The sequence below is a fragment of the Streptomyces sp. NPDC051183 genome, from assembly GCF_040682455.1.
Taxonomy (GTDB): Bacteria; Actinomycetota; Actinomycetes; order Streptomycetales; family Streptomycetaceae; genus Streptomyces.
The window spans coordinates 1-16,707 of record NZ_JBFBBA010000078.1 but is presented as its reverse complement, the minus strand read 5'-3'; the positions used below and the strand labels follow the sequence as shown (position 1 = coordinate 16,707).

Genomic DNA, 16,707 nt, shown 5'->3' with positions numbered 1-16,707 from the left:
CGCGCCCAGGATCTCCGGCGGCTCCCTATGCCCCGGCACCGTGAACGCGGACGCCGGTGACGCGTCCGTCCTGTTCCACTGAGCCCCCACCGCGTCGCGCCATCTGTCCGCTCGCGCGCGGGAGTCCTTCGGCTCGATCGCCTCTCCCCCGCAGGATGCTTCTGAGGGCTCCACATAACAAAGATTATGAGGATCGCTGGGCGGCGTTTTCCAGGGGACTCCAGCGGGCGTGATGGTTGGACAACGGCTACGCTGCCCAGTCATGGGCGATCTGGAGATCATCACACGGACCGGCGCAGAGGTCGCCGTCCCGGCCGGGCCCCGAGCGGAGGAGTCCTTCCTCGCCGCGCGGGCCCGGCTCGGGATGGTCCGGCCGCGCGACCCCCGCGACCGGCGCCTTGGTGCACCGAGATACCGGATGGAGCTGCTGGCGGAGCTGTGCGACGAGGAGACGACCGTCGCCGTCATGCACTGGCTCACCAACACGCGCATCGGCTCTGACCAGTCCGCCCGCGACTACGCGGACGACCTGCGGCACTGGGCGGCCGTCGTGCGGGAGGAACTGGGCCTGACTCCCATGTCGTTCAGGGACATCACCCCCGAGCTGGTGCGGGTGTGGCGGCTCGCCGAGGAAGCCCGCGTGCGCGCGGACGGCACCCGGAGGATCTCGGACCGTACGATCCTGCGGCGCCTTTCGGCGGTGTCCTCGCTCTACGACTACACCCGGTGGCGGACCGGAGAGCGGTCCCTGATCTCCCCGGTGACGAAGTTCGACCGCCCGCAGATCGACCCCTCCGACGAGTCGACGGCCACCCCGATCCTGGAGAAGGACGAGCTTCAGGAGCTGATCGGCGCGGCGGCGACCGCCCGCGAAGCGTTCGTCCCCACCGTGATCTACACGTTCGCCGGACGGGTCACCGAGTGCTGCTCCACCCGCCTGGAGAACGCTGAACACCGCGCCGGGCGGCGGCACTTGGACGTCCTACGTAAGCGTGCGAAGGGGCGTCTCTGGGGCGTGCCGGACAGTCTGGAGCAGCTGGCCGACGTCGTGCTCGACGGCCGGTCCGCCGGCGGCCTGCTCGTCGACGACCACGGCCGGGAGATGGACCGGCACGCGGTCAACGACCTCCTCGCCCGGCTCGGGCGCAGGGCCGGGGTCTCCCCTGACCGGGACGTCACTGCGCACATGCTCCGAGCCTCGTGCCTGACTCACAAGCATGACGAGGGCACGGCGCTGGAGGAGATCCAGGAGTTCGCCGATCATCTCCACATCGAGACCACCCGCCGATACATCCGGCGCCGGATGGGCCAGGCCGCCCGGCTCTCCCACGCAGAACAGGCCATGGCAGCAGTCCTCCCCGCCGTCGAGCGGTGGCTCCCAGCCGTCGTGTGAAGGTGAGCGGGAGCGCGCAGACGGCGCGCGTGCTCCTCACCGCGCACATGCCCAGGCCGGCCTGGGCGGAGCAGGCGGGGACAGAGCCGGTGCGCGGATGGGGCGGGCCTACAGCGGCACAGACCCGTACGATCGGGGCTCGCGGCGGAGGCCTTCGCCGCGCCTCAGTGCTCAGCCGGGCCCCGACTGGCATCGTGGGCGCCGGAGCCCGCCCGCGGCCGTTCGCATGTTGCCTCGGGCAGGCCGCCGTAGTCTTCGGACCGATCGCCACGGGAGACGCGAGACCGGGCCAACGCGCACCGTAGTCGTGGAAGACTGGATGCACTTCAGGCTCCGACCAAGGACGCGACATGACTACCGACGGACCCTCGGTGCACGACCTGCTGGACGGCACCAGCGAGGAGAAGAACCTCGCCGAAGACCTGGCCGGAGTCGTGGACTTCCTGAGCCGCTTCCTGGGCGCAGCCGAAAACGGTAACTGGCACTACGCGAACCAGACGGCCGAACAGCTGCGGGACAGCGTTGAGAAGTTCCAGCGCCGCTTGACCGACACCGTCCCCGACGGTCGTGGAGACGTCCAGCGCGACGAGGACGGCCGGCCCGTACGCCGCTTCGCCCCGCCCAACGCAGACGGCAAGCGCGTCCACCAGGCCACCACCGCGTACGTGCAGTCGTACGCCGCCGGACGGGCCCTATTCCCGATCGACGGCCTGGAGGATGACCAGCTCAAGGCCCGGGTCCTCGCAGACCTGGAGCGGACGGCTGCCCTGCGCGCCGCGATGGACGCCGGTGACGCTGACGCGCTCTCCCGGCTCACCGGCCGTCAGGTCACCATCGTGCAGGGCCCCGATGGCGGTCGCTAACCGCTCTGCCCGCCTCCGGCGGCTGGCCAGCGCGCTAACGGGCCAGTTCGGCCTTCCCTGGGGACCTGCCGCGATTGAGCCCCGCTACGACGATGGCCGCCGCGAGTGGAGCTTCGAGTGGCCGGATGGCCCCACCGTGGCGCAGGTGCGGCGCGCCGCCACCACAGCCGAGCCGGAAGCAGCCGAGGGACTGCTGTACCGGCGGACGCTGTCCGCAGAGACCTACGCGCTCGGGGTGCTGCGCATCACCATTGCGGCCGACGCGGCCAACAGGGACTTGGCGAGCCCTTGGGCTCCGCCCACGGCGGTCGAGGAGCTCTTCGAGAAGACGAAGAACCCCAAGGCCCGCGGTCGCGAGGCGACGATCGTGGCCAACATCGTCGCGATGTCCAAAGCCTCCGGCAGCCCGGGATGGGGCGGTGAAGCCCAGGTGATCTGCGACCACGTGGCGAAGAAGGGGATCGCCGCGTTCCTCGTCGACGTCGAGCTGACGCCCGTCGAGGCCCTGACGGAGCGCTACGCCCGTGGCGATGCCGAGCGGGCATGGCGCCGCCGCATGGCCCCTTTGACCCCGCTGGAGGCGTTCAGCGCGGTGCAGGCGGACGAGCAACCATCCGCGGCCGCTGTCGAGGCCGCGCTGGCCCTCTTGCCAGAGCTGCATGCGGCGCTTGACACCGCGGCGGACAGGCTTCGTGCCCGCGCTGCCTCCTCCGAGGCACCACCGGTGCCTTGAGACGACGGCAGCAACGAAGTCGTGCCACTGGACGGGCTGCACGTCATGCTGAACAAGGTCGGATCACGGGCCGAGGTCGCTCCCGCCCAGCTGGACGCGCTCGCCGCGTCCGCGCGGCACGGTCTCGGCCAGGCGTTCACGATGCGCGCGCACCCGATGGCGGGCTCGCGTGGGGCGGTCCGGTTCACGCTGACCCCCTGGACGGAGCTCGTGGCCCTGCACGGCGCACTCTTCGAGGCCGGCCGGGTCGCCGGGATTCCAGGAGGAAAGCCGACCGCTCACTTCCGCCCACACCTGGGCGTCGCCTTCAACAATCGTGACCGGGCTGCGGCCGAGTGCATTGAGACCGTCGCGGAGCTGCGGGGGCGCCCCGCGGTCGAGGTGGTCGTCGACCGGGTGTCCCTGGTGGAGCTGAGGCGTGAAGAGCGCGCTTACGTGTGGGACGTCCTCCACGAAGTTCCCCTTGGCCGGTAGTAACGGCCTCGGCGGAGCAGTGGTGCGGGCCACCGGTTGTCTCAGGCTCGGATGGTGCGCCCCATGCATACGAGCCAGGGTGAGTCCGGGGTCGGCTGTACTGCGCCGATCTCCCGGTACCCCCAGCCCTCGTACAGGCGCATGACCTTCCCGTCGCCGGCGGTGGGGTTGACCATCAGGGTCGTGTTGGCCGGCGGCTACACCAAGAGCGACCGCGCGGCCGAGCTCCTGGGGTGGACCCCCCAGCTGTCGCTGGAGGAGGGGATCCGGTCCGCCCTGGACTGGATCCCTGTCCGCGACGAGCGACTGAAGGACTGACAGCCCACGCTCCCGCCTTCACCCCTCCCGTGTGCCGGGTCCAGGGTGAAGGTGCGATTCGAGGGCCAGCAGATGCCGCATCGCGGGGCCCAACCACTCCGCGCTCCAACGGTGCTCCGCCGGTGCGTCCCTGTAGGCGCGGTGGGGGATGTCGAGACGCTGGAGAAGTCGGCGGCCAGCCGTCCAGTCGGCCTCCAGGGTGCCGATGCCTCCGAGGGCGATACGGCGGGCGCTGCGCAGCTGTCCGGCGTGACGGCGCAGGTTCGTGCGCACGTCGTACTCGTCCAGCCGGGCGGCGTCCCCTGCGAGGTCGACGAGCTGCGGGTGGGGCGGCCGGTCGCTGAGGAGCGAGGGATCCCAGACGCTGGCGGCCGCGAAGACGCCGGGGTGCCGCGCGATCAGGTTGAGGGCGGCGAATCCGCCCGCCCGCGCCGCCCAGGCCGAGGAGACATGAGCACGACCGCCGGGTACGAGCAGCAATCCCCACTACCAGGTCCACTGCGGTGACCCGCCATTGCCGCAGGGAGTCCGCATCCCGCGCATCCGGCCCCAGATCGGCTTGGAGGGGACCAGCCACCTTGTCCTCCCCGGGCTACGCAACGGCGTGCAGCAGTTCGGGCACGCCTTGCGCCGTCCGATAGGGCGTGAACGCCGGGGCCAGATCACGGACAAGCTGAACGCAGCGCGGCGCTCCGATCCGTTCTGCCAGGTGGAGAGCTTCGAGGGCATCGGCCGCTGCTGCTTCGGGTTCGCGTCGGCTGAGGTGACCCTGCGCGCGGTATGCGAGGAAGATGCCGCGGGTCTTGTCGCGGCTGGCCGGAAGGAGGGCTTGGCCTTCGGCGATGAGGTGATGTGCCTGCGTGGTGTCGCCGAGGTCGAGGAGGCAGCGGCCCGAGTCGACGGCCAGGTCGGCGGGCGACATCCACGAGCACCAGGCGGGAGTGTCCCCGGCCTCTCCGGCGCTCAGGAGGCGTTCGGCCTGGTGCAAGGCATCCAGGGTCGCACGGCGTTCGCCGAGCGCTGCTTGGGCGCGTGCCAGGCGCAGGTGGAGCAGCGAGCTGGCCGCGGGGTGGGTAGTGCTGCTGAGGGCCTTGGTGAGGATGCCAGCGGCGGTGGCGGGGTCGTCCCGCCAGGAGGCCTGGTAGGCGAGGTCGCTCAGGAGGGCGGCGCCCATGTCGTGGTCGCCGCTGGCGTGAGCGCTGTGGAGGCCGGCGATCCAGAAGCGGCCAGCTGCACCGTGCAGGCCGTGGTCGAAGCGGTGCCAGGCCACGGTCTGGGCGAGGCTCGCCGCGAGGGCGTGGAGCCGCAGGCCCAGGGCCGGGGGGTAGCGGCCTTCGGCGATCAGGTCGGTCACGGTCACGAGGTGGGCGTCGATCAGCGGAGCGGTGTGCTGCCGTTCCTGGGTGGCCAGAGCTGTCAGACGCGCGCTGGTTTCCTCAAGCACGACGACGAGTTCCTCGCCGATGGCTTTGCCTTGGACGCGTTCGGTGACGTCCGCCCAGGCGTCGGTGGTGGCCCAGGCGCCGGCCAAGGTGATCAGGGCCGTGCCGGAGATCGCGGACAGGACAGTACGGCGGGATCGATCCATCGATGCTCTCAATGCTTCTCGCAGGGCCGGCACGGTGCTGGCGGGCCCAAGGGGGACCACGCCGACGTCGGGCAGCCAGCTCGGCCACGACTGCACGTCGACGTTCTCGAGCGGAACTCCGAACACCTCGGCGATGTACTCCTGGGACTCGCGATCGGGTGTGACCCCGTCGACTTCCCATTTGTAGATGCGCTGTTTGGTCGTGCCGGACCGCAGGCCGCGGCGTTCAGCCGCCGCACGGATCTCCCGGGCGAGGTCGACGCCGGTCATGCCCCGCGCGGTGCGCAGCAGTGCCAGGGGGTGGGTGTTCTTGGCCACTCCGTCATCCAATCAGCAGGACCCGCGTCGAGCGTAGCCGTCAGCCGCCCGGGATTACCGACGGGATTACCAACAACTCCTGTTGGAAGGGGTGCAGTTGATCGACACTCGATCACTCCAGCGACCTCGAGGTCGGATAGGCGACGACGCGTTCGCCGCTGCCCGCGACGCCGACCTGACCGACGAGGAGATCGTCGAGACGATCGCCAACACGGTCCGCAACATCTTCACCAACTACGTCAACGAATCGCTCGACGTGGACGTCGAGTGGCCGCTCGTCACTCCGTTCAGTGCTGCCACCACCGCCATTTGATCCGAACCAGCGGGGCCCGCTTCTTCCGAAGCGGGCCCCGCACCGATCTCCGTACAAACGTGTTGGACGCCGGTCGGTGCTGTCGGGCACGGTCGGTGGCGGTCATGCGGCCTGGAGGGCGGCCGCTCCGAAGGACACGTTGAAACGGTCGCACCAGATCGTGATGCTGGTGTAGTCGGCGAGGTTCACGTCGGCCGGGACCTCGTAGTTCTGGTCGCCCCTGTTGCCCTTGAGCTTGCCCAGGCTGACGTACTTGCCGTCGTCGAAGACGTCCCAGCCCTCCTTGCCCTCCTTCACGGGGGCATCGGTGAGCCATACGCGCAGGTCCGGGCCGTTGCTGGTGTCGAGGTTCTCGAAGCGGAGCGTGCGGGAGCCGTCGGGGAGACGGATCAGCTTCACCGTGCCCGTAGTGCTGTGCTCGTGGCTGATCAGGGCGCCCTGGGCAAGGGTCTGCGGCCCGGAGGGTGAAGGCGGGGCGGTCGTGCCGGCTGCGGTCGACGAGGAGGCGGGCCCCGGGGCTGCGGAGGCGGTCGGCAGGGCCTCGTTCACCGTCTCGTTCTGCCAGAGCTTCCACGGCTGAAACGCGTACAGCCCGGCACCCAGCACCAGCGTCGCCACGATCAGCACACCGACAAGCAGCCGACCACGTCGACGCGTCCCTGTCCTCGCCACTTCCCTGCCTTTCCCTCGTAGGTTCTTCCCACCGTGATTCAACGCGGCGAGGGACCCCGGCGCCAGACCGCCCTGATGACGAAAGGCTTACGTTCGCAACGCTGCCCTCGCGCGGCGAACGACCGCCGGCGGCCGACCGATCCGGGCTACCGCCCGGTACATGACCGGGCTCACATACCGCCCTTCCGGGCTGCCCTACCGTCAGCCGTGGAAGGCACGCACCAGCCGACGAGAGGATGTGCGCCATGGCCGACGCAGTGCAGGTATCCCCCAGGACCGCCGTCATCCCGGTGCACGCCGTCTGGGGCGCCGCGGCCGGTCTGGTCGGCGGGATCGGGTTCGGCATCTGGATGTCGGTGTCGAGGCCGATGATGGACACCGCGATGATCACCATGGTCGCCGGGCTCCTCGGCTCGACGAACGCCTTCGCCGGCTGGCTGATCCACCTGTCGATCGCACTCTTCGCCGGCATCACCTTCGGCGCCCTGCTCGGACAGTGGGCCCGGAAGCCGACTCCGGCCGTCGTCCTCGGCCTGGCCTACGGCGCCGCCTGGTGGGCCGTGGGCGCCCTGTGGATCATGCCCGCCAACATGGGCATGCCCGTCTTCGACTGGAACGACGTCAGCAGTTCCAGCCTCGGCGGCCACCTGGTCTTCGGGCTGCTCGCTGGACTGACATTTGCCACGATCGCCTGGATGACGGCCGAGCGGACGGGCCCGGCCCGAGGATGACAGCGCCGCCCCCGCCCCCCGCGCCCGGCACGCCGCCGCCGTCCGGTGGACCGTATCCCGGCACCCCTGACGGCTACTGTCTGGCAGACGGCGGTGAGGCGCTGGCTCGCCCGGCGTGGGGGCGGCGCCCCCGCCCTGGGCGCCGGGCCGACGCGAGGAGATACGCCACATGACCCACGACCGGTGACGACGCCAACAGCACGTGGTGCATCTCCGAGGTCGACATCTTCCGCGACCTCAGCGAGCAGGAGATGGATGCCATCGCCGCCGCCGCTCCCATGAAGACCTACAGCGCGGGCGAGCTCCTTTACGCGCCCGCTCAGCCGTCCGAGGTGCTGTTCATCCTCAAGAAGGGCCGCGTCCGCATTTTCCGGGTCTCCGCCGAAGGCCGCGCCCTGACCACGGCGATCATCACTCCCGGCACGGTCTTCGGCGAGATGGTGCTGCTCGGGCAACGCATGTACGACAACTTCGCCGAGGCCCTCGACGACGTCACCGTCTGCGTGATGAGCCGCGCCGACGTCCACCGCTTCCTGCTCTCCGACGCGCGGATCGCCGCCCGCATCACCGAAATCCTCGGCCGCCACCTCACCGACCTCGAACAGCGCCTCTCCGACAGCGTCTTCAAAACCGTCCCGCGGCGGATCGCCACAACCCTGATGACACTCGCCACCGAGACCCGGCCCCACGTGCTCGGTGGCCGCGGCCCGCAGATCGCGCTCACCCACCAGCAGATCGCCGCCCTCGCCGGCACCTCCCGGGAGACCACCACCAAGGTCCTGCACGACCTGGCCGACCAGGAGCTGATCCGCCTCGCCCGAGGCCACATCACCGTCCTCGACACCGAGCGGCTCAAGGACCAGGCCGGCTGACATCACCGCACCTCAGGGGTCAGCCCTCCCCCAGCAGGCCGCCGAAGTTCTGCGCCCCGAGATGCTCGGCCCGCGCATGACCGACCACCTCACCCAGCACGTCCGGGTGCCCCTCGGCCCACCGGCGAGCGGAAGCCTCATCGGTGAAGAAGTTCAGCACGTCGCAGCAGACCGCCGCGGCAGACCCCGTACAGCTGCGGCGGCCCACGAAGACCAGCGCGCTGTCCGGCTCCCACACCATCCGACCGCCCGTCGCGGTGACGGTGACCGGCTCCGTGGACACTGGGTCGCGCGAGGAGATCACCGCATCTGCGTCCAGCATCGCCGGGATACCCAGCGCGTCGATCGCGCACATGGACCACACCTCGGCGCCGCCGGCGATGCTCACCCGGTGACCGGTGGGCACTGCGGAGAACGGATAGGCCGCCTGGATACGGCCCTCCCCGTGCAGCGTCAGGAAGTCCTCGGCGGCCAGCCCGGCCAGCGCCTCGCCGGCAGTTCGGCCGAACCGGGACGCGACCGGCTCCAGCACCGCCGCCCCTGGCGCCCTGCCGGTGGCGGCGAAGTGCCGCAGCACCTGTTGCTGCACGGCTCGCAGCCCGCGTTCAGCCGGAGCGAGCCGCCCGCGTCCGCCCCGCCCAACCGGATCCGGGTAATCCCACCCCCCTGTCGCGGACAGCCCGGCGGCCTCCAGTGCACGGCGCAGGTCCGCCACACTCGGCGCGCCTTGGATCCGACCGTCCGCGCCGCGGTAAAGGCGGCAGGACACACTCGGCACCCTCCCCGGCTCGCCGAACGAGTCAACTCCGTCGAGCAGGACCGTGGGCGACCCGGTCATCCCCCACCGCTCCGCCTGCCCCGGGTCGCCGACCTCGACCAGGTCCAGCGGCACCGCCCGGCCGGCGAGCGCCGCGCCGATCCGCTCCCGTACCACCGAGGCGTTCGGGCACTCCGGGACCGCCAGCACCGTGATACGCATGAAGCCGTCCTTCCGGCTCGGATCTCCTACCGCCGACCGTAGACCTTCCAGCGCACTGGAAGGTCAAGCGCTAGGGCAAGGCATGTCACGCGACACTCGCAGGCGCGTCCGCCGCCGCACGGCGGCGCTGCTCCCCGATCCGGCCTTCTTCCTGGGCGGCGGCATCGCGCCGTCGGCTTCCGCCGCCACCGCGGCCCCCTGCCCTGTGAGGAAAGGACGGGGGCTACCACTGCGACCTCGACAACATCAGCAAGCCTGGTGTCGGCCCACCTCGACCCGACGCTCAAGCTGACGTGCTCCACTCCGCCGAAGCAGCTCGTCCATGGACCACGTCGTCCGGATCCACACCGAGATGATCACCGGCCTACGGCGCGTCGGACCCACACGCGCCGAGTAAGAGGTCCGGTCTCTCGACTACGCTGACAGCAGCGTTGGGCCCGCGTCCGGATCCGGGATGAAGGCCCCTGACCTCTTCGAGGCGCCTGGAGGAAGCCGTGACCGCCGAACTCCCCGACTGGATGATCCCGCCCAGGATCAGCGGCTGGGAAGCCGATGACCTCGACCGCCTCGACCAGGCACCGCGGCACACCGAACTCATCGACGGAGCCCTGATCTTCATGATGTCGCCGCAGCGGTCCTGGCACGCCCGGCTGGTGGAGAACCTGACCTTCGCCCTGCGCCAGGCCGCCCCCGACGGGTTCGACGCCGAGCGTGAGATGACCGTCCGTCTCGACAAGAAGAGCCGCCCCGAGCCCGACATCCTGCTCACTACCGCTTCCTATGACCCCGACCGGACCTGGTACGCGCCCGAGGACGTCGCCCTGGTCATCGAGGTCGTCTCGGAGGAGTCGGCGGACCGTGACCGGTCCCTGAAGCCCTTCAAGTACGCACAGGCCAGGATCCCCCACTTCTGGCGCGTCGAGGACGAGACCGGCGCCCCCACCGTCCACACCTACGAACTCGACGTCATGACCAGCAGCTACGTGGCCACGGGCATCCACCGCAACCGGTTGAAGGTCTCCGTCCCCATCCCCCTCGACATCGACCTCGACAGCCTCGTGCCCTGACTCTCGGCCGGACGCCGGGGCACGGTTGCACGAGCTGCGAGCCGCCTCACGACCCCGCAAGGACGAAGGCGAACCGTTCACGGGGCTCGTAGTGGCCGGTGACGTCGCCGACCAGGTTGTCGGCGGTCGGGTCGAGGCGGGCGGCGGGGGTGAAGTCGACGTGGTCGAGGCGGTTTCCAGACGATGTCCGGGCTGCTCGCAGCCGCGTGTTGTAGCTGGACTGGTCGGGTACGTAGGGGAACATGCCGCGGAAGTCCGCCGCGACACGGCGCAGCCAGCGCCGCTCGGAGGTGTAGCCGAGCAGCGCCGACATTACGGCGAGGGTGAGCAGTTCGGAGTCACTGAGCGTGGGTGCGATGGCGACCGCCCGGCGCCACGGGGCAAGTTCCGGCGAAGCCTGCAACGTGTCGTCGATCCGGACATAGAGTGCCGTTGCGAGGGTGTTCAGGTCGTTCGTCACAGACTGACCGTGGACGCCCTCGCCCCACGTCCGCAGGCGCACCGGATCAGCTGACCGGCTGAGCCGGGGGATGGGCCTCGTGCCAGGCGTCCCAGATGTCGCTGCGGAGTCGGCCTCGCGGTGGCACGTCCATCCCCTGGTCCTTGGCCCACCGCCGCACCTCGGCCACCGGCGGTGTCGGCGCGGATTGTGAGGGCTCCGGTCGGTGGCGCGCGGGGACAACGGGCTGGGCAGGCGGCTGGAGCGGGGTCTCGGGGGTCGTGGCGGTGAATCCGCGGCGTTCGAGGATGCGGCGACGCTTGTGGTGCATGCGTTCCAGCCAGGGCACGTCCGCGTCGAGGTAGTCGTGGGCCTCGACGTGGGACTTCTTCGTCTCGGTGTTGCGCATGATCCGGCCGACCTGCTGAATCACCCGTCCCTTGAAGGAGACCGGGCTGGTGAGGAACAGGGTATCGAGCCTGGGGACGTCGAATCCTTCGCCGGCCAGCTTGTCGATGGCCAGCAGCACCGGCGGGGTGGTCGTTTCATCGGCCAGGCGGGTGCGGACCCGGGCTCGCTCGGCCGGCGGCATACCGCCGTGCAGGAGCAGCGGTTCGATGCCGTGCGCGGCAAGGGACGTGGCGAGTTGGTGGAGGTGTTCGACTCGGTTGCTCAGGGCCAGGCTGCACCGTCCGCGCCGAGAGGCGTCGGCGATGTCGGCGGCGATCTGGGTGTTGCGGTCGCAGTTCGCGGCGAGTTCGCTGTAGATCGCCTGGAAGGAGGCGCCGTCGTTGCCCGGCTCGTCGGTGGTGAACGAGGTGGGGTGGACGATGAGGTGCTTGGCGAAGGCGCTGGCGTCGGCGATCTCGTGTCGGATGGGTCCGCACTGCATGGTGATCAGCGGATCCATCTGGTCCGCCCGGTAGGGGGTGGCCGACAGGCCGATCCATCGAGGGGCGCGGGCTTTGCGGATCGCGGCCTCGGCTCCCTGGGCGCCCACGGCGTGGCACTCGTCGACGACCACCAGGCCGTAGCCGTCCAGCAGGCCGTCGGGGGCGTCGCGGTGGCTGAGTGTCTGCAGCATGATCAGGTCGACCACGTGGCTGCGGCGGTCCTTGCCCGCGCCCAAGGAACCGACGCGTCCCTCGCCGAGATCGAGGAACGTGGCCAGACGGTCCTGCCACTGGGACAGCAGCTCGGAGCGGTTGACGATGATCGCGGTGGGCGTCTTGTGGTGGGCGATCAGCGCGCAGGCCATCACGGTCTTGCCCGAGCCCGGCGGCGCCACGAGCACTCCGCTGGTGTGCCCCTTGACCGCGTCGACCGCGCGGGCTTGCACTTCGGTCAGCTCGCCGGTGAAGAATGCGCTGATCAGCTCGGCGTCCGCAAGTTCGCTGGTGACCGTGAGTGTGCCGCCGGCGGCGGCGATGAGCTGGGCCGCTTCGTCGTGCAGCCCGCGCGGCAGCCTCAGCCAGTCCGGGTCGGTGGCGTCGAAAGAGCAGACCAGGCGCGGGGTGTCCCAGGTGGAGTACCGCTGGCTCTGGCGTCGGTAGAACTCCGGGTTGTGGAACGACGCCGTGTGCTTGAGCGCGGCAAGCAAGGCGGCCGGCAGGCCCTTGGTGGAGATCGCGAGCATCGCCGACAAGCGCGCCTCGACGACCTCGGGGGCCTTGCCCAGCGCGCGCCGCCGGGGCTTGGGCGGCAGGACCGGCGCGGTCGCCGACGGGCCCGCCTTGACCTCGCCGAGCTTGTCGACGAGCGCCTCGACCTGGGCCGGGGAGAGCCGCTCGGCCTGGGACAGGTGCGCGAACTGGTCGGGGTACGGCTCCCAGGTGTGCGGGTCGCAGAACACCGTGGTGCCCTTGAGGCGGGAGGCCCCCTGCAGCGGGAGCGCGATCAGGTTGCCGAACCGAGCGTTGCCCTTGGCGTTCGTCGGCAGCAGGTCTTGGGCGGGGAAGAGCCGGTCGTAGCTGGACAACGTCATCTGCCCGCGGACGTCGATCGCCCGGCGCAGCAGCGCCATCCCCAGCGTGCGGGCGGTGACCGCGGCGACGGGGTCAGTGAAGAAGGTCCACACGTGCGCGCCCGCCCCGGAGCGGGAGACCTCCACCAGGGCGGGGACACCGGCGTCGTGACAGGCGCAGGCGTAGGCGGCCGCATCGCCGCGCCAGTCGCTGCCGTCCTTGCCGTCGAAGTCGACCGCCAGAAGCCGGCAGGTGTCATCAGCCAGCAGCGGGTACAGCCCCAGGTGGGTCTCCCGGGCGCCGGGCTCGGGGCGGGAGAGGTGGTTGTAGACGGCCCGGTCCGTCAGCGGCCAGAACACCCGCTCGGCATCGGCCTTGTTCTTGGCGAACGGGTTGTCCTCGGCGGGGCTCCAGCCCGTCCGGCCCGACTTCGCGCTCACCCACCGGGTGGCGTAGACGTCCTCGCGGCCGGCGAACAGCGCCCGGAACAGGGCGATCTTCGCCTCCGTCCCGGAGGACGCGTCCGCGTACGGCAGCCCGTGGCCGCCTTCCGTGATGACCGGTGGGGGAGGCTCGGGGACCGGAGCCAGCGCCCGTGGCGCGTCGGGGGCGGGAACTCCCAGCCGGGTGCGCAGACGCCGATTCTCGGCTCGCACCTCGGCGAGCTCCGCGCGTAGTTCGGCGTTCTCTTCGAGCGCCACATCGAGGCGGATGCGCAGTTCGGCCAGGTCGTTACAGTCGTACCAGTCCTCCACCCCTCCATGATCCGGATTCGCGTTCTTGGAGAGGCCGTTTTCGCGTAGATTCCCACGGGGTGATCGAGCCGATGGCCTACCTGTCCGGCGCCGGTCCGCCGGCCGCCCAGGCTTGCGCGGCCGCGGGGTACCGGCAGGTGGCGATGCGCGGCCAGCCGGGACGCGGCGGCATCCGCGTCCCGGGTGTGGACTGCCGGTTCCAGGCGTGCGAACCGCGGGGCTTGTCTGTCCCCTTTCAGCCGCGTGGCCGGGGCCATTTCTCCCGCAGCCACGCCAGGTCGGTCTCGGCGCGGACGCGGGGGAACCTCACTGCGCCCGGCCGCCGCCCTCCAGGTCGTCATCGCCCTCAGACACCTCACCCGCCCCCAGAAGGCAGCCGTACGCTGCTGCGGAGCGTGACCGCCGCCCTCGAGAACTGGGCCGTGTCCTGTCAGCTCCTGCGGGTGTTGAAGGGGGGCGGCGCGTGCACGGGTCCTTCAAACCCCCACGGCACTCGTGCAGGCCGACGGCCCCGCGTACCACGGCCGGCCCCCGGGGCCGCAGCACGTCCCGACGCCCGATCCCCTCCGGGCCCGTCCGACGAGGACGCCGACCGTTCAGGCCGGCGCCCTCGCCGTGCTGTTCACCTTCGCTACCAGCCCGTCGACGCCGTCCGAGTCCCCTGCCTGGACTCGGTCCCACAACTCCTCCGCCACCCTCCACGACCACATGTGACACCCGGCCAGACGCACTCCGGCAGACTGGGCCAGGACGGGTGCGGAGCAGGGGCCGCGACCTCAAGCAGGCGGGCCACCCTGCGGAGCCTCACCTGCCACACAGGCATGGGGCCGGGGGCCGCGTGCGGAGGTGCCTCGGCCGTGCCGGCCGCTTGTTTGCCGAGGCGTTCAGGAGTGAGCTTGTGGTCTTCCCGGGCTTGCCGGACGGCTTCGGCTCGGGTGGTGAAGAGGGGCGGGGCGCAGCCCGCGGCGTTCGCCGTCATCGGCCGTCGGGCCTCGGGCGAGTCGGCGGCCACCGCCAGCGTGATCCCTGAGGCCGTGCACAGGCGGTGGATGCGTGCCACCAGACTCACCACGACCGGCGTCACCGTGCCCGGGAGGACCTTGACCACGACGTGGCGGACGGGGTGGCCGCTGATCAGGCCCTCGGCTTGAACGGCTGCCGCCGCCCGTTCGCCGACACTGATCCCGGACGGGCAGCAGATGACCAGCACGTCCTGGTCGAAAATGTGAGCAAGCATCACGTTTCCCTTCCGCGGCATGTCGAGAACGCCGCACCGCCCTTTCTGCCCATGCCCTTCCTGCCGGCCGACTGAACCAGCGGAGGGAAGGATGGCGATATCACGTGTGGATGCGGCTGTTGATGCCGTCGTGACTGTCGGCCTGCTCGTCGTCGAACCAGTAGTCGCCGGCGGCCAGGTAGCGGAAGGAGTGCGCGCTCTTGCCGTGCAGCGTCACCGTCACCGCGCGCAGGCCGTCGCCGCGGGCCTGGAGGGTGTGGGTGCCGGGCTGCCAGTTGTTGAAGTCGCCGACCACGCTGACGGGCCCGGGCGGGGTGTCGGCGGGCAGGACGAAGGTGACCTCGGTGCGTTCCTTGCGGGCTCTGCGTTCCAGCACGGCGGGAGACTCCTGTCGGCGAACCAGCGATGAGTGCGGCCCATCCTGTCTCCCACGGCGCGACTTCCGGTCCGACGCGCCTCGCTTTCGGGGAGGGAAGTCACCCATACGCCCGTCTCTGACTATGGTACGCGCGCACCATGTGCAGTCTTGTGTCATTTTGTGACCGAGTCATTCCTGTACCCGAGGAGTCGTCGATATGGGTGGCATGCAGGACAAGCACCGTCCGCCGGGCAAGAGCCGGGAGGAGCGTGAGCGCCGCCAGCCCAGCCAGGACCCCGTGCACCCCGAGAGCGGCCGCTCCTCCGCGGGAAAGAGCCCTGAAGAGATGCGCCGGCGCCGCGAGAACGGCATGACGGACGACGAGGACGACCTGCGGGACGACGAATTCTGACCGGACAGCCCGCCCGAGGACGCAGGGCCCTGCCGGCCCCGAGGACACACTCCCGGCCGGGCCCTGCCACACCCCGATCCCCGCGCGGCACGACATCGCGTACCCCGCCTCTTTGAGCGGCTGGAAGCAGTTGTTCCCGCCCGCAACCGGGCCACGGCCGTAGAGTCGCCGTCATGAGCGTGCCGACGAAGCGAGCCGCCCTCCTCGTGCGCGGTGACGTGATCGGTTACGAGGGGCAGTGGCGCCGGGTTCGAGTGTGCACGAGGGAATCCACCGCGCTTGGAGGGCCTTCGGTGATCGTGGCATGGGAAGGGCGGCTTCGCGCGGTTCCCGGCCGACGACATGCTGCTTCTCGGTCGCCCCCGGCCCTTCTGAACCCCGCCAGACCAGAGGCACGGGCTTGGGGTGGCCGGCATGTCCGCCCCGTCTGCGGAAGGGCACCGACCGTTGCGCAGGGCATACCCTTCGGCCCGCCGTCACCCCGCCGGCGGCGGCGAGGACGCCGATACGCATACCTCCAGGCTAGCCCCTTGACCTTCCACCGCGCTGGAAGGTCTACCGTTCACAACGGAACCTCCTTAGGAAAGGGGTCCGCCATGAACCGGACGGAGACGAGGACGCACGTTACGGTCCTGACGGTGCCCGACTGCCCGAGCCTGTCGCTGCTGCGCGAGCGGCTCTCCGAGGCACTCGAACGCCGGCACGTGGTGCTGGAGTGGATCGAGGTGCCGGACGCGGAGTCGGCCGCGCGGCAGAAGATGTCGGGCTCCCCGACCCTCCTACTCGATGGCGTCGACCCGTTCGCGCACGACGGCACGGGGCCGAGTCTGTCCTGCCGGCTCTACCGCCACGCGGACGGAACCACCGACGGAGCGCCCACCCTCGCCGAACTGCGCCGTGTCCTGGCCGGGGCCGGCATGCCGTAGCCGCCGGACCAGTGTGATGCCGACAGCGTCCATGACGTTGTGTAGTGGTCGGTCGGCGGGGCGGTCATGTCGGGTTCGTGAGGGTGTCGAGCTGGGCGGCGAGATCAGGGTGGGCGGCCGTCAGGTGGGGACGGGCGGCGGCCAAGGGCGCCAGGAGAGCGGCGGCATCGTCGTGGGCGAGGGCCGCGTGGAGCCGGTCGACGGCGGTGCGGGCGGCGAGAGGGAGGTCGGCGAGGGCTGTGATCTGGCCGGCGAGGCGCCGCAGGTCGGCCGCGTTGCGGCGGGCCAGGCCGGC

The 16,707-nt window shown here is 70.7% G+C and carries 19 protein-coding genes and 2 pseudogenes; 12 read left to right on the top strand and 9 right to left on the bottom strand.

The features are described 5' to 3' along the window. Positions 1–262: 262 nt before the first annotated feature. The 4 genes from AB0M99_RS36265 (at position 263) to AB0M99_RS36250 (ending at position 3,463) form a co-directional block, all read left to right on the top strand. Positions 263–1,393, top strand: coding sequence for a tyrosine-type recombinase/integrase (locus tag AB0M99_RS36265; protein WP_365928279.1), 1,131 nt, complete (start codon positions 263–265; stop codon positions 1,391–1,393). A 350-nt stretch (positions 1,394–1,743) separates the two neighbouring features. Beyond that, complete coding sequence (locus AB0M99_RS36260; protein ID WP_365928276.1) at positions 1,744–2,256, top strand: hypothetical protein; 513 nt, start codon at positions 1,744–1,746, stop codon at positions 2,254–2,256. Then, a complete protein-coding gene (locus AB0M99_RS36255; RefSeq protein ID WP_365928274.1) occupies positions 2,243–2,989 on the top strand; it encodes a hypothetical protein in 747 nt (248 codons plus the stop codon). The genes AB0M99_RS36260 and AB0M99_RS36255 overlap by 14 nt, the downstream gene beginning before the upstream one ends. A 21-nt stretch (positions 2,990–3,010) precedes the next feature. After that, positions 3,011–3,463, top strand: coding sequence for a 2'-5' RNA ligase family protein (locus AB0M99_RS36250; protein WP_365928272.1), 453 nt, complete (start codon positions 3,011–3,013; stop codon positions 3,461–3,463). Between the two features lie 41 nt (positions 3,464–3,504). On the opposite strand, the gene AB0M99_RS36245 is transcribed toward AB0M99_RS36250, so the two are convergent. After that, positions 3,505–3,639: a hypothetical protein gene (locus AB0M99_RS36245; RefSeq protein WP_365928270.1), complete on the bottom strand. Its 135-nt coding sequence runs from the start codon at positions 3,637–3,639 to the stop codon at positions 3,505–3,507. 7 nt (positions 3,640–3,646) lie between these two features. Here AB0M99_RS36245 and AB0M99_RS36240 point away from each other — a divergent pair, with 7 nt between their 5' ends. Next, positions 3,647–3,781, top strand: coding sequence for a hypothetical protein (locus tag AB0M99_RS36240; protein WP_365928268.1), 135 nt, complete (start codon positions 3,647–3,649; stop codon positions 3,779–3,781). An 18-nt stretch (positions 3,782–3,799) separates the two neighbouring features. On the opposite strand, the gene AB0M99_RS36235 is transcribed toward AB0M99_RS36240, so the two are convergent. Together AB0M99_RS36235 and AB0M99_RS36230 are read right to left on the bottom strand one after the other, a co-directional pair. Further along, a complete protein-coding gene (locus AB0M99_RS36235; protein WP_365928266.1) occupies positions 3,800–4,261 on the bottom strand; it encodes a hypothetical protein in 462 nt (153 codons plus the stop codon). 112 nt (positions 4,262–4,373) lie between these two features. Continuing rightward, entirely contained in the window at positions 4,374–5,687 is a 1,314-nt protein-coding gene (locus tag AB0M99_RS36230; RefSeq protein ID WP_365928263.1) for a helix-turn-helix transcriptional regulator, read from the bottom strand. Between the two features lie 91 nt (positions 5,688–5,778). Here AB0M99_RS36230 and AB0M99_RS36225 point away from each other — a divergent pair, with 91 nt between their 5' ends. Then, positions 5,779–6,000: a hypothetical protein gene (locus AB0M99_RS36225; protein ID WP_365928261.1), complete on the top strand. Its 222-nt coding sequence runs from the start codon at positions 5,779–5,781 to the stop codon at positions 5,998–6,000. A gap of 102 nt (positions 6,001–6,102) precedes the next feature. Here the strand turns inward: AB0M99_RS36225 and AB0M99_RS36220 are convergent, their stop codons facing one another. After that, the gene (locus AB0M99_RS36220) at positions 6,103–6,627 is read right to left on the bottom strand and encodes a DM13 domain-containing protein (protein WP_365928259.1); all 525 of its coding nucleotides are present in this window, start codon (positions 6,625–6,627) and stop codon (positions 6,103–6,105) included. Between the two features lie 290 nt (positions 6,628–6,917). Between AB0M99_RS36220 and AB0M99_RS36215 the strand changes: the two genes are divergently transcribed. Together AB0M99_RS36215 and AB0M99_RS36210 are read left to right on the top strand one after the other, a co-directional pair. Next, a complete protein-coding gene (locus tag AB0M99_RS36215; protein WP_365928257.1) occupies positions 6,918–7,403 on the top strand; it encodes a hypothetical protein in 486 nt (161 codons plus the stop codon). Positions 7,404–7,654: 251 nt separating this feature from the next. Beyond that, on the top strand, positions 7,655–8,275 hold the full coding sequence (locus AB0M99_RS36210; RefSeq protein ID WP_365928255.1) for a Crp/Fnr family transcriptional regulator: 621 nt from the start codon (positions 7,655–7,657) through the stop codon (positions 8,273–8,275). Between the two features lie 19 nt (positions 8,276–8,294). Here AB0M99_RS36210 and merB read toward each other — a convergent pair whose 3' ends face one another. Further along, the gene (gene merB / locus AB0M99_RS36205) at positions 8,295–9,254 is read right to left on the bottom strand and encodes an organomercurial lyase (protein WP_365928253.1); all 960 of its coding nucleotides are present in this window, start codon (positions 9,252–9,254) and stop codon (positions 8,295–8,297) included. Between the two features lie 494 nt (positions 9,255–9,748). Here merB and AB0M99_RS36200 point away from each other — a divergent pair, with 494 nt between their 5' ends. Beyond that, the gene (locus AB0M99_RS36200; RefSeq protein ID WP_365928251.1) at positions 9,749–10,321 is read left to right on the top strand and encodes a Uma2 family endonuclease; all 573 of its coding nucleotides are present in this window, start codon (positions 9,749–9,751) and stop codon (positions 10,319–10,321) included. A gap of 190 nt (positions 10,322–10,511) precedes the next feature. Here AB0M99_RS36200 and AB0M99_RS36195 read toward each other — a convergent pair. Next, positions 10,512–10,781: pseudogene (locus AB0M99_RS36195) on the bottom strand (IS982 family transposase); the annotation flags it as partial. Positions 10,782–10,827: 46 nt separating this feature from the next. Then, positions 10,828–13,479 carry a DEAD/DEAH box helicase family protein gene (locus AB0M99_RS36190; protein WP_365928249.1) on the bottom strand — a complete coding sequence of 884 codons (2,652 nt, stop codon included), beginning with the start codon at positions 13,477–13,479 and terminating at the stop codon, positions 10,828–10,830. Positions 13,480–14,602: 1,123 nt separating this feature from the next. On the opposite strand from AB0M99_RS36190, the gene AB0M99_RS36185 reads away from it, so the two are divergent. Then, positions 14,603–14,791 carry a hypothetical protein gene (locus tag AB0M99_RS36185; protein WP_365928247.1) on the top strand — a complete coding sequence of 63 codons (189 nt, stop codon included), beginning with the start codon at positions 14,603–14,605 and terminating at the stop codon, positions 14,789–14,791. A gap of 25 nt (positions 14,792–14,816) precedes the next feature. Here the strand turns inward: AB0M99_RS36185 and AB0M99_RS36180 are convergent, their stop codons facing one another. Beyond that, complete coding sequence (locus tag AB0M99_RS36180) at positions 14,817–15,092, bottom strand: isoamylase early set domain-containing protein (RefSeq protein WP_365928245.1); 276 nt, start codon at positions 15,090–15,092, stop codon at positions 14,817–14,819. 199 nt (positions 15,093–15,291) lie between these two features. Between AB0M99_RS36180 and AB0M99_RS36175 the strand changes: the two genes are divergently transcribed. Together AB0M99_RS36175 and AB0M99_RS36170 are read left to right on the top strand one after the other, a co-directional pair. Further along, positions 15,292–15,486: a hypothetical protein gene (locus AB0M99_RS36175; protein ID WP_365928243.1), complete on the top strand. Its 195-nt coding sequence runs from the start codon at positions 15,292–15,294 to the stop codon at positions 15,484–15,486. Between the two features lie 638 nt (positions 15,487–16,124). Further along, positions 16,125–16,412 (top strand): thioredoxin family protein, encoded by a 288-nt coding sequence (locus tag AB0M99_RS36170; protein WP_365928241.1) that lies wholly within the window; start codon positions 16,125–16,127, stop codon positions 16,410–16,412. Between the two features lie 64 nt (positions 16,413–16,476). On the opposite strand, the pseudogene AB0M99_RS36165 reads toward AB0M99_RS36170, so the two are convergent. Then, positions 16,477–16,707 (bottom strand): annotated as a pseudogene (locus AB0M99_RS36165) (type III effector protein); the annotation flags it as partial.